The 11,878-nt window shown below is 60.2% G+C and carries 13 protein-coding genes; 7 read left to right on the top strand and 6 right to left on the bottom strand.

The window, feature by feature from the left end; translation table 11 throughout:
* Positions 1–98 precede the first annotated feature (98 nt).
* Genes NLK60_RS09945 through NLK60_RS09935 form a run of 3 tightly spaced genes read right to left on the bottom strand, consistent with a single transcriptional unit; the run spans position 99 to position 2,971 of the window.
* Positions 99–1,664 (bottom strand): PGF-pre-PGF domain-containing protein, encoded by a 1,566-nt coding sequence (locus NLK60_RS09945; protein WP_254807642.1) that lies wholly within the window; start codon positions 1,662–1,664, stop codon positions 99–101.
* A gap of 24 nt (positions 1,665–1,688) precedes the next feature.
* On the bottom strand, positions 1,689–2,258 hold the full coding sequence (locus NLK60_RS09940; RefSeq protein ID WP_254807641.1) for a hypothetical protein: 570 nt from the start codon (positions 2,256–2,258) through the stop codon (positions 1,689–1,691).
* A gap of 44 nt (positions 2,259–2,302) precedes the next feature.
* Positions 2,303–2,971, bottom strand: a complete 669-nt coding sequence (locus NLK60_RS09935) for a hypothetical protein (RefSeq protein ID WP_254807640.1) — start codon at positions 2,969–2,971, stop codon at positions 2,303–2,305.
* A gap of 335 nt (positions 2,972–3,306) precedes the next feature.
* On the opposite strand from NLK60_RS09935, the gene NLK60_RS09930 reads away from it, so the two are divergent.
* Entirely contained in the window at positions 3,307–3,897 is a 591-nt protein-coding gene (locus tag NLK60_RS09930; protein WP_254807639.1) for a DUF7344 domain-containing protein, read from the top strand.
* Between the two features lie 4 nt (positions 3,898–3,901).
* Positions 3,902–4,366, top strand: a complete 465-nt coding sequence (locus NLK60_RS09925) for a hypothetical protein (RefSeq protein ID WP_254807638.1) — start codon at positions 3,902–3,904, stop codon at positions 4,364–4,366.
* A gap of 786 nt (positions 4,367–5,152) precedes the next feature.
* Here the strand turns inward: NLK60_RS09925 and NLK60_RS09920 are convergent.
* Entirely contained in the window at positions 5,153–7,120 is a 1,968-nt protein-coding gene (locus tag NLK60_RS09920) for an aconitate hydratase (protein ID WP_254807637.1), read from the bottom strand.
* A 303-nt stretch (positions 7,121–7,423) separates the two neighbouring features.
* On the opposite strand from NLK60_RS09920, the gene NLK60_RS09915 reads away from it, so the two are divergent.
* The 4 genes from NLK60_RS09915 to NLK60_RS09900 all read left to right on the top strand — a co-directional run bounded on the left by NLK60_RS09915 (position 7,424) and on the right by NLK60_RS09900 (position 9,647).
* Positions 7,424–7,903: a deoxyuridine 5'-triphosphate nucleotidohydrolase gene (locus tag NLK60_RS09915; protein WP_254807636.1), complete on the top strand. Its 480-nt coding sequence runs from the start codon at positions 7,424–7,426 to the stop codon at positions 7,901–7,903.
* A 57-nt stretch (positions 7,904–7,960) separates the two neighbouring features.
* A complete protein-coding gene (locus NLK60_RS09910; protein ID WP_254807635.1) occupies positions 7,961–8,515 on the top strand; it encodes a metal-dependent hydrolase in 555 nt (184 codons plus the stop codon).
* Positions 8,516–8,585: 70 nt separating this feature from the next.
* The gene (locus tag NLK60_RS09905; RefSeq protein WP_254807634.1) at positions 8,586–9,065 is read left to right on the top strand and encodes a copper resistance protein CopD; all 480 of its coding nucleotides are present in this window, start codon (positions 8,586–8,588) and stop codon (positions 9,063–9,065) included.
* 150 nt (positions 9,066–9,215) lie between these two features.
* On the top strand, positions 9,216–9,647 hold the full coding sequence (locus NLK60_RS09900) for a hypothetical protein (protein WP_254807633.1): 432 nt from the start codon (positions 9,216–9,218) through the stop codon (positions 9,645–9,647).
* A gap of 6 nt (positions 9,648–9,653) precedes the next feature.
* Here the strand turns inward: NLK60_RS09900 and trpY are convergent, their stop codons facing one another.
* Complete coding sequence (trpY, locus tag NLK60_RS09895; protein ID WP_254807632.1) at positions 9,654–10,157, bottom strand: TrpY family transcription regulator; 504 nt, start codon at positions 10,155–10,157, stop codon at positions 9,654–9,656.
* A 222-nt stretch (positions 10,158–10,379) separates the two neighbouring features.
* Between trpY and NLK60_RS09890 the strand changes: the two genes are divergently transcribed.
* Positions 10,380–11,081 carry a hypothetical protein gene (locus NLK60_RS09890; RefSeq protein WP_254807631.1) on the top strand — a complete coding sequence of 234 codons (702 nt, stop codon included), beginning with the start codon at positions 10,380–10,382 and terminating at the stop codon, positions 11,079–11,081.
* A 5-nt stretch (positions 11,082–11,086) separates the two neighbouring features.
* Here the strand turns inward: NLK60_RS09890 and hisB are convergent, their stop codons facing one another.
* Positions 11,087–11,674: an imidazoleglycerol-phosphate dehydratase HisB gene (hisB, locus tag NLK60_RS09885; RefSeq protein WP_254807630.1), complete on the bottom strand. Its 588-nt coding sequence runs from the start codon at positions 11,672–11,674 to the stop codon at positions 11,087–11,089.
* Between the last annotated feature and the right edge of the window lie 204 nt (positions 11,675–11,878).

Below are 11,878 nucleotides of genomic sequence, written 5' to 3'. Positions count from 1 at the left end.
ACCCAACTCGGGGATATTGCCGTCGGCACCACGGTTTCGCCTGTCGGCGCCTGCAACCCGATTCTCCGGCTGCGTGTGTCCACTCGCCCGGGTGTGGACTACACTCGACCGGCGAAAAAGTCCCCTCGAGATGGCAGCTGTTCGCGGTTTCGGTAGCCCCACAGCCCCATGGTGAGCAACACCAGCAACATCAGGATGCCACCGATTTCCAGCACGCCGAAGCCGCCTGGCTCCTCCGTCGGCTCGTCGAGTTCGTCCAGGTCGTCGGTTTCGACCGTGTCGTCGCTCGGCGGATCTTCCGCCGGCGGTTCGACCAGTATCGTCGCTTCCACCTGGCCGTCGACGATGATCTCGTAGGAGCCGGTGCCCGTCGTGGTGTACTCCGTGGCCACCGTTTCGGATTCGCCCGGCTCGAGGGTGACCGTCACCGTGTCGATGACCGTCTCCTCGACGACGATCTCGGTTTCGAACGTCCCGACTTCCTCGCCGGTGTTCGTGATGGTCGTCTCGAGCGTCGTCGACTCCCTGACCGTCACGATCGACGGTTCGGCGGTCACGTCCTCGACGGTGAAGACGGCCTGGTCGACCCCCAGTGCGTACCGGGAGAACCCGTCGTAGGTCGCCTCGAGGACCACCTGGTCGTCGGTCTCCTCGACGACGGTCGTGGTGAGCGGGTCCCACTTGCTGCCGTCGTCGGCTTGCCGGTAGAGCACGAGGGCGTCAGTGTCGATACCCTCGCTCTCGAGGTAGCTTCGGTCGACGCCGAGCGTGTAGGTGACCGTCTCGACGCGGTCGGGATCAGGCGTCTCCGTGATCTCGAACTCGCCGATGGCGCTCGTGGTGTTTTCGTCGGCCAGCGGTTGGCCATCGCCCTCGAGGGCGTCTTCCCCGAGGACGGTGAACTCTGCGTCACCGTCGTCGGCAAAGGTGACTTCGAGGCGCTCGAGGGTGACGAACTCACCAATTCCCAGCGCCTCGAAGGGCACGTCAACTGGGACGTCGGCCGGGATGTCCTCGATGGCCGCCGTTCGCTCACCGGGGCCGACGATGAGATCGATCGGCGGCTGTCCTGGGGGGTCAGGGTCCTCAGGTGGGTCCTCCGGTGGGTCGGGGTCAGCGGGCGGTGATGGTGGTGCGGGGATGAATCCGGGGCCGTCGTCATCATCTTCTTCGGGCACCTGGGCGTTGATCTCGATGGAGTCGATGAGCATATCGCCTGCCTCGAGGTCGCTTTCGCGGGTGTCGACTGAGAAACCAACGTGGACGGTTTCGTTGTGCTCGAGGGTGACGTTGTTGGCCTGTCCCTCGAGTGAGTCGCCACTGGTGTCGTAGAAGGTAACGTGGTCGGAATCGTGCTCGAGCCACACCTGTGCGAAGTCTTCGCCCGTGTAGGTGAGGGTGAAGATGTCATCGATCCCGCTCAGGGCCTCTACAGAGACCCCACTTCCCTCGATTTCCGTGTTGTTGGCGGTGAGATCGATGACGAGTTCGTCGGTTTCAGGATCTATGAAGGCATACGCGCCGTTCGAGCCCTCGGACGGTTGAGCGACTATATCGTCTGAAATCTGGTCCTGTGAACTATTTTCGACGATCGTGACAGCTGCAGTCGGGATTGCCACTATCAGGATCAGGGCGACTATGACGCCGGCGCGCGTAGCGTTCATTTATTTTAAATTTTGTGCCATGATTCAGTCTGATGTTTCAGCGACGATAACGTAACTGGCATCAACCAGATCACCGTCCGTGTCGACGTTCGTCGTATCTACTTTGACTGAAACGGATACTGGGTCTTCGCCGGGATCCAGCTCTTCGTTCAGTGCGTCTCCTGAACCGCCGTCTTCGGTCCAAAGCGTTATTTCCGGCTCTTCGTCATCTGGCGGTTCAACGTCTGCTTGTCCAGTCGTTTCGTCCGGCTCGGTTAGCTTTCCGGCCTCTCCTTTGACCTCGACTGTTTGCGTGCCCAGATTCTGTATGGTGAACACATCGCTGAAGACGTACGTTGCGTTGGCGTTGATTCCTGTTGCCGATTCGGTTCCGAGTTCCTCGTCGATTGTGATCAACAGCGATCCGTCATTATCACCGATTTCGGCGAGATCTGACGTGGCTTCGAGTGTGAGCAACGCATCCGAATCCTGTTCGGCGAGGCTGACGGATACGGTGCGCTCGACACTCGTCGCCGAAAACGCTCCCGAACCGGCGGCGAGTATACCAGTCGCTGTCAACCCGGCGACACCAAATAGCACTTCTCGTCGTTTCATCGTTTTGGTGTCTCTATGTTCGGTGATGTATCAGTTAGTCGCCATTAGCGCTGATCACGTGCAGTACCAACGCCGACAGCAGCAATTGTGAGTTCTTCGTCGAAATCTTCAAGATCTTCGTTGGTAGTCTGAATGGTGAACGAGACTGGTGTCGATTCACCAGGCTCAAGATAACGAACGTTGTTATCTTCGTCTATCGTCGCACCCTCCGGAATTACATAGCCTGAGCCACCGTCGACTTCTTCGAGCTCTGGGGATCCCGTACCAACTCCGTTATCGACATCCTCATTCTGCTCTCCGTCCTCAGTTAGCTCTCCGTCAGTAGAATAAGTGAACCATCCATCTATAGCGTCATTCTGATCTCTAATATCCATTCCTCCAAAAGTGCCGAACAAAACGTCGTTCGTACTCTGATTGACGACGTTGAAGAGGTCGGTGAAATCGGTTGATGCGTTCGGGTTTAATCCCTTAGGTTCAACACCGTCATCATCACCAGCTTCGCCAGTGAGATCAATTTCGATTCCCTCACCTGTATCAACTACTCGATCAGTATCGAGCGGTTCCAATCCCAACAGCGCGTCTGTATCCTCATCGGCAACTTCGACACTCACGGTACGTTCGGCGGACACTGCCGAGAACGCACCCGAGCCAACCGCAGCCGCTGTTCCTGATGCCAATGCGCCCATTCCGATTACGAATTTGCGTCGTTGCATATCGTTTGTCACCGGTCCCCCCTAAGGGACTCGAGTCAACCACTCGCCAGTAGGCATATTGTAATCCGGGAATTGACTCCCTACTCCCGACAGTTGACTGTCGGTCAACGACACTCACGTACTGGTATTGGACCGCTTGGAACGTCCGAAACCGGTGCCTGAAACTGACGAACGAACGGTATTACTGGGGTTGACTGGTTACAGGAACCTCGAGAAGTCCGTTCTCCGAAGTCTGAATTTGCACCCCGTTCTGGGGCTATTTTCCACCGGTGAATATGTTAGGATGGATGACTGATCAGAGGATTTAATACACTACCATCGAATAGCCACTGGTAATGGGGACCGCAAGCGCGACGTCCTTGGGGGGACGTGAGCGACAAGCATCAGCTACGACAACACTTTCGGAGGACGAACTGTTCGAACTACTCGCAAATCAGCGTCGACGGCACATTCTTCACGCACTCATGCGCGAGGACCAGGCACTCGAGATCGGGACGCTCTCACAGGAGATCGCCGCCTGGGAGGACGGCAACGCACTCGAGGAAGTCTCGAGCAAGGATCGAAAACGGGTCTATACGGCACTCCAGCAATCGCACCTGCCGAAGATGGACAAATCGGGGGTCGTCGACTACAACAGCGACCGCGGAACGGTCGAGCCGACCGAAGCGCTCGAGGACGTCGAAATCTACATGGACGTCATTCGCGGGCGTGAACTCCCTTGGAGCGACTACTACCTCGGACTGACGGGCGTTATCGCGCTCGTACTGGGTGGGGCAACGGTGGGGATTGCTCCGTTTGCGATGCTCCCGATGTCCGCCTGGACGATCTTCGTCGTGGTGACGCTCGCCGTCTCGGCGCTGGCACATCGGTACTACTCCCGGCGGAATCGCCTCGGTATCAGTGGCGAGCCACCGGGGGTCGAGTAAATCGATGAATCGGACGAAACTCGTCAGCCTCGCCGTCGGTCTGGTCGCCGTCATTGCGCTCGTGACAGCGAGCGGCGCGTTCAGCGGACTTGCGGCCGACCGATCGATAGATATCTCTGTCGTCGATGATGACGAGGCCTACCTCAAAATTGACGGGGTCGGCGAGAAGTTCAATGCAACCGAGGGCGATCCCGTCGACACATTGGAGATCACCAATCAGTTCAGTGACGAGGCCGATCTCACGATCGAACTCGAGGATTCACCCGAGGGATTCGACGAGGGTGATTTCGAAAGTGAACTCGAGCGCACACTCGAATCCGGTGCGGACCACACGTACACCCTCGAGGCCAACTGCACGGCGAGTGGCAAGGTGACGGTGACGATCACCGCAGAAACTGACTCGGCTGAAGTGACGGCAAACGATCGGTCGTTCCACCTCGAGTGCGACGAGACATCTGGTTCGTCATAAGCGATCACCGTTTTCGCTGCCGTGGCTCGAGTCCCACTCGAGGATGAGACAATCGGTAGAGGACTTTGGGACGGGACCAAAAAATTGAGCGATGGTGTACAGCGACTGTCGAAAAGGGCCGCCGATCCCCCCGGATTGGCGGCACCCCCAATAGGTGTGCTCCCAGCATGGAGGGCACGACTCGGTGTTGGTCCCTCCCCCATATTGTAGTGACACCGTTGACCTCCAGCCACACACCCGAGGCAGCAGTAAAACGACGGTTGACGGGACGGACACCGAGGAAACCGTTCGTTTCGGCGATAGAGTTGTGGTGACCTCGAGTTTTGCTGCTGCCGTTCATTCTCCTCGAGTTGAACTCGCGCTCCCTCGAGAGACAGTGTCCTCACTCGTTCGGTTCACCACATGGAGGACAACGTGCTGGGCATAGGACACTCGAGGCGCTTCGAACCCGTCGGTACGCAGAACTGTTAAGACGCGCTGGCCCTACGTTATTGATGGGAAGCGGTACCACGAATGTCGATGGGCGCTGAGCCTGTGGCAGCATTCCTGCCCGAAACTCAGCCCCCATCGGCCCGTCGGCGGCGACACGTTGGGGGACGTGTGGTCGTCGATTGCGTGCCGGATTCCCGGACGTTACTTGCCTCGATTACGGGCTTCCGGGGGGTCGCCCGACTCACTCGAGGCAGTTTTCTTCGACAGACCAGAGTGATCGCGAGTGGCCGGAGAGCGTACCCCACACTCGAGCAGGTCTATCGCCCCGTCAAAAAATCTCGGCCGGTGATCCGATCAGTCGTCGGCAGGTGCTGCGCCCGAGTCTTCGGCCTGGGCTTTCGTCCAGGCGAGTTTGCCGCCGGCAGCGAGAATGTCGCGTTCTCGCTCGGAGGCGTCGAGCGTTGCGGTGTACTCGTCGCCGTTGACGCGGACGGTGAATTCTTCCTGACCGCTCGTGACGGCTTCGTAGACGTCGTCGACGATCTCGAGGTCGTCACCCTGGTCGATCGCGTCGTAGGTGTCCTCGTCGATGGTCAGCGGGACGATTCCGAAGTTAAAGAGGTTCGCGCGGTGGATCCGGGCGAAGCTCTGGGCGAGCACCGCCTCGATGCCGAGATACATCGGACAGAGGGCGGCGTGTTCTCGCGAGGAACCCTGGCCGTAGTTCTCGCCGGCGACGAGGAACCCGCCGTCGGCGTCGAGTGCGCGCTGGGCGAAGGTGTCGTCGACGCGAGAGAGCGTGAACTCGCTCAGTTTGGGGACGTTCGACCGGTACATCAGGATGTCCTGAGTCGCGGGGATGATGTGGTCGGTCGTGATGTTGTCCTCCATCTTGAGCAGTGCTTCGCCGGCGACCTCGGAGCCGAGCTGGTCGCGAATCGGGACGTCGCCGATGTTCGGCCCTTTGATGAGTTCGTCGTCGACGGCCTCGTCCGGTGCGATGAGGTCGGTTTTGGAGCCGTCGTACTTCTCGGGGAGTTCGACGCCGGGTGCCTCGAGGTCGCCGAGTTCGTCGGCCAGGTCTCGTGGGTCGACGATTTCGCCTTTGAGCGCGGCGGCGGCGGCGACTTCCGGCGAACAGAGGTAGACGTTGTCGTCTTCGATGCCCGAACGGCCCTCGAAGTTGCGGTTGAACGTTCGCAGCGAGACGGAATCGCTCGCGGGAACGTGACCGATACCGATACAGGCACCGCAGGTGGCTTCCGAGAAGTTGACGCCGGCGGCCATCATCTCGGCGACCCAGCCTTTGCGGGCGAGCATCTCGGAGGCCTGCTTGGAGCCGGGTGCGACGATGGTCTCCGTTTCCATCGAAGTTTCGCGCCCCTCGAGCATCTTCGCGACGGGGAGGATGTCCTCGTAGCCGCCGTTGGTACAGGAGCCGACGATGACCTGTTCGACGGACTGGCCGGCGACCTCGCGGACGGGGACGACCTTGTCGGGCATCGAGGGTTCGGCGATCAACGGCTCGAGGTCCGAGAGATCGACGACGATCTGGTCGTCGTACTCGGCGTCGTCGTCGGGCTGGAGTTCGACGTACTCGTCGCCGCGGCCGACGCGCTCGAGGTAGTCTTTGGTCTGCTCGTCGGTACCGAAAATCGACGTCGTTGCGCCGAGTTCGGTGCCCATGTTGGTGATGGTCATTCGCTCGGGCGCGGTGAGGGTTTCGGCACCGGGGCCGGTGTACTCGAGGATTTTGCCGACGCCACCTTTCACGGACAGGCGGCGCAGCATCTCGAGGATGACGTCTTTCGCGGTGGCCCACTCGGGGAGTTCGCCCTCGAGGCGGACCTCGACGATTTCGGGCATCTCGATGTAGTACGGTGCGCCACCCATGGCGACGGTGACGTCGATACCGCCGGCACCGATGGCGAGTTCGCCCATTCCGCCGGGGGTTGGGGTGTGGCTGTCGGAGCCGAGCAACGTCTTGCCGGGGGCGGCGAAGTTCTCCCGGTGGACGTTGTGACAGATGCCGTTACCGGGGCGAGAGAAGTGTGCCCCGAACGTGCCGGCAGCAGAACGCAGGAAACGGTGGTCGTCGGTGTTTTTGAAGTCGAACTGGTACGTCTGGTGGTCACAGTACTGGGCCGCGATTTCGGTCTGGACCTCGTCCAGTCCCATCGCTTCGAACTGGAGCCAGACCATCGTTCCCGTGGTGTCCTGTGTCAGCACCTGGTCGATCTCGATCCCGATCTCCTCGCCAGTTTCGAGTTCGCCCTCGACGAGGTGATCTTCGAGAATTTTCTCGGTAAGCGTCTGTCCCATAGCACCAAAAAGTGGGCTTTCCTGCCTGATAAATCCAGCGTGTTTCTATCCCAATCAACCATGTGAATTTCCTCCTCTCGGGAACGCTCGCCGCAACTTTTGCGCTCATCCTGGACGCTCGGTCACTTTTCGTTCGCTGACAGCGTGTGTCCCTCGAAAGTCTGTTATTCGAGAGCGTGTGGGCGGCGGTACTGGGTCAGGGTCACCTTCCACGATGGTCTGTCGAGTCAAAACCCGTCTACGAGCAGTTGCGCTGTATCCGAACGCGATACGCTTTTGTTCATCCCTCGAGGTGGAGTCTGTATGTACCGTTCCGGCGAGTTCGTCGCCAACCACGTATCGCCGACCACCGGCGAGCAGGTACAGCCAAACGGCGTCGACCTGACCCTCGACGTCGTGTTCGAACAACTCGAGCCGGGGCGAATTACCAAAGCGGACAAAGAGGTCGGGGATCGGGTAGCCCGGCCGCTCGAGCAACTCGAGCAAAAAGACCCCGACAGCTACTATCTGCCAGAGGGGTCCTACGTCGTCCGATACGGTGAACGAATCCGCATCCCCGACGGCCACATCGGTTTCGTCTATCCGCGGTCGTCGCTCATGCGAAACTCCTGTATGCTCAACACTGCGGTCTGGGACGCGGGCTACGAGGGACGGGGGGAAGGGCTAATGCAAGTTCATCACGATATCGAACTCGAGCGCGGGGCCCGGATTGCACAACTCGTCTTCGCGAAGGCGGAGCACCAAGCTACGTACGACGGGAGCTATCAGGGTGAAAATCTCTAGTGTGCCTTCCGGTTGGCATACCGTTTTAGCGCGTGCAATTGTAAGGCTACCACTGCGATGATGGCGACAACGCACGTGTTCCTCGGACTGGCGCTCGTTGCGCCGGTCGCGTACGCGGTTCCGGAACTGGCTGCTCCGCTCGCTGTGGGGGCGATCATCGGCGGCCTCGCTCCGGATTTTGACCTCGTGTTCATCCATCGTCGGACGTTCCATTTTCCGCTCGTGGGTGGCGTGCTCACCGTCCCGATGCTCGCCGTTGCACTCCTGGTCCCGTCGGCGCTCACCGCATTCCTCGCGGCGTTCGCGCTTACGGCGTGGGTGCACGCGGTCAGTGACGCCGCTGGCGGCGGCCCCGAAATGGATCCGTGGACGAATCCGACCGACCGCGCCGTCTACGATCACGTCCGCGGTCGTTGGGTCCGCCCTCGCCGCTGGATTCGTTACGATGGTGCGCCCGAAGACGCCGTCCTGGCCGTCTCGCTTGCGGTCGTTCCGCTGATCGTGTTCGACGGACTCCTCAGAACACTCATCCTCACCTTGGTCGTCGTTTCGGTGATTTACGCACTGCTTCGCCGTCGACTCGTCGAGTGGACACCTGACTGGCTCGAGTGAGCTTGCATCCGGATATTCGCGTCTCGGCGAAAGTCACAATGCTAATACGGTTGCTACCCAAGAGTCGGGTATGCCTGTCGATGCCGTCTCGCGAATCGTCCACCTGGTGTTTGCCGCCGTGTGGGCGGGCAGCGTCTTTTACGTGGCCTTCGTCGTCTTACCGCTGGCTCGAGATGGGGCCTTCAACACGACCAAACCGCTCGAGGTCCTCTCCTCGAAGCTAACGATGCTCTCGCGTGTGAGTGCAGTCGTCCTTCTGGTGACGGGTGGCCACCTCGCGGGCGTACTGTACAGCTTCGACGGCGAGGGTGGGCCGAGTCTGTTCAGTTCGACGAACGGCCAACTCGTCATTTTCATGCTCGTTCTCTGGGTGGCTCTCGCTGCGCTGGTCGAAATCGGAGCGAAACGCTTCGAATCGGGGCTGAACGGCAAGAAACTCCGCGAACCGGCCCAGAACGCGTTGCCGATGTTCCGTGCGGCGGCCGTTATCGGTATCCTCTTGCTCATCGTTGGCGGCCTCATCACGACCGGATTCGTGCACCGCCTCTGACATTCTCGAGTACCGCCTACTCTTTTTTGCGGTTAGCTGCCGGTTATCGGGCGGTGTCGCCCAAAATGCGTCCGTATCACTTCGAAACTGAAGTGTCAGTAAGACATATAATTGCGAAAGATACTTAGCCGATTACTGTAAGATAGCGCTATGATACTCAGGGGTAAAAACGTCGCACTCTCGCTACTGGCGGTCGGCGTGGCGGCCGTCGCTGGCTACCTCCTCAGGTCTCGTGGCGGCGATAGGGCCACCGGTCAGCCGAAAGCCGACGTTGGTGCGCGCATCGTCGAGGACATTCCTGCCGAAGCAACCGTCATCGACGCCTCGAGCGAGCGCCTTCGCGAACTGCCCGGGGTCGGTCGAGCGATCCGGCGGGCGATCCGGTACGACGCCCGCGAGGAGTGGGAGCACGTCACCCTCGAGCGCGAGGGCGCGTGGGACATCGTCGACGCACTCCGTCGGTCGCTACCGTACTACGAAAACGACGACGACGCCCACAACGGCGTCTACGTTCGCTACGACGACCGGGTGGTCGTTCTCGACGCTATCGGCTGGGCGCGGATGGAAGAACCCGTACAATAATTCTCGTTATTGAATCTCGAGGGTGCGAACGAACGGTAGCGCGCGCAGATCGGTGATCACGTCGCCAGGGAGTTCTTGATCGGTTACCAGATGGAGCCGGGGTTCGTCGGTGAACTCAGGGTCTTCGCTGATCGTCTGGCGAATCGAGACGTCGTGTTCTGCGAGCACGCCGGTGACTGCGGCGACGATGCCTTTCTGTTCCGCGTCGGCAACCTCGACGGACAGGACCGTCAGGTCGAGCACCGGTGCCAGATCCATCAGACTGGGCACTTGCGAGATGTTCTGAAAGATACGCCGGAGTTCGGGGTCCTCGAGGATGACGTCGGTCGTCGAGTCGACGACCCGTCGGTCGACGTCGATCTCGCGGGCGATTCCGGTGTTCGGAATTTCGATGCCGCCGGAGACGACCCGCCCGTCGTCGTTGACGGAGAACCCACGCTCGAGCAACAGGCGAATAACGGCCTGCTGACTCGGTGACCCCTCGAACTTCTCCATGATTTCGTCGAACATTCGTCTCCCGGATAGTACGGCCCCGTCCGTATAATGATACGTGATCGACGCTCGAGGTTGCTTCGACTGGTCGAACACGCTCATCTGGAGGATATCGAGACTCGAGCCCTTTGGCTGTGGAACTTGGAGACTGGAGCAGTGCGGGGAAGGGCACGAGAAATCGCGGGTTCGGACCAGATCGTGGTGGCCACGTTTTTATCGCCAGCACCGAAATGCGAGGGTATGCGCGCAGTCAACACCTGTGATTTCTGCAGTGAGCCAGCCGTTGGCGTCTTCGAAATCGTCCCCGAATCGCTCGAGCCCAGCGAACGAGAACAACGACGGACGGCACTATGTGAGTCGTGCCAACAGCGGCTCGAGACACTGTTGGAGCCACTGCTCGAGCGAGCTACTGGGGGCTCACGAGCCGGCAGGGCGACTGGGGCTGTCGACTCGAGCCAGTCGGCTTCGCTCGAGTCGGAGCGGGATACTGCGGATGGGAACGGTGCGGACGGAAACGGGCCTGCTGTGGATGGGAGCGAGCGGGGCAAACCCAACGCGCCCCTGAACGACGAACCTGGCGGCGTGTTGCTCGAGCCCGGTTCTGCCCCGAGCGACGATTCTACAGCCACCGAGGAAAACGAGGCCGGGGCAGTCCAGGCGACCGACGGCGACACGCAGGGCTCGAGTGACGAACCGGTCTCCCCAAAGCCTGACTCGAGCACGGGAGACGAAACGGCTGACGAATCTTCTACGCCGCCACGTGCCTACGGAAAAGTTCGGCGTCTCCTCCGCAACCGCGAGTTCCCGATGGCTCGAGCCGACGTCGAGGGACTTGCTGCGGGTGCCTACGACCTCGAGCGCCACGAAGTCGATGCCATCATCGAGTACGCAATCGAACAGGGTGAACTCGTCGAATCGGGCGGCAAACTCCGTCGAGCCTGACGCTGTTATAAGGTCCCCTTCGTGCTCGGCGTTCCCTCCCGTCGCTCGTCGAGTCGAGTTGCGTCGTCGAGCGTTCGAGCGAGCGTTTTGAACAGTGCCTCCACCTCGTGGTGGGCGTTGTCGCCGTCCACTGAGAGATGGAGGGTCACGCCGGCGTGCATCGCCAGCGACTCGGCGAAGTGACGCGCCATGTCGCTCGTGAACCCGCCGATTTGCTCCTGTGAAAACCCACCTTCGAAATAAAATCGCGGGCGGCCACTCACGTCGACGACGGCATCGGCGACTGCCTCGTCGAGTGGGACCCGTCGGTCGGCATATCGGACGATACCCGCCCGGTCCCCGAGTGCGTCGTCGAACGCCTGCCCGAGGACGATTGCAACGTCTTCGACCGTGTGGTGATCGTCGACCTCGAGGTCGCCGTCACACGTCAGTTCGAGATCGAACAGTCCGTGCTTGGCGAACGCGCTGCACATGTGATCGAAAAAGCCGATACCGGTGTCGACGGTCGATTCGCCGGTACCGTCGACGGTCAGGGTACACTCGATCGACGTCTCGCCCGTCGTGCGCGAGACGGTCGCCGTTCGCTGGCTCATACTGGTGCGTGTTCGCGAACCTACAAGGCGATTGCGTTCGAGGTGGTGGTATTTCCGCTCGAGCCAGCCGATGCTACTGAATCTCTGAAGACGCATTCTAAAGGTGTTTTAAAACGTCTAGACGATTCTGAACACGTCTAAAAACGATGTATGGTCTCCATATCGGGGGTGAAAACGACTGAAAATACGTCAATGTTCGATTGG

Origin of the sequence: Natronosalvus amylolyticus, assembly GCF_024298845.1 — an archaeon.
Lineage (GTDB): Archaea > Halobacteriota > Halobacteria > Halobacteriales > Natrialbaceae > Natronosalvus > Natronosalvus amylolyticus.
The sequence above is the reverse complement of the archived record's forward strand: the minus strand, read 5'-3'. Positions and strand labels throughout refer to the sequence as shown.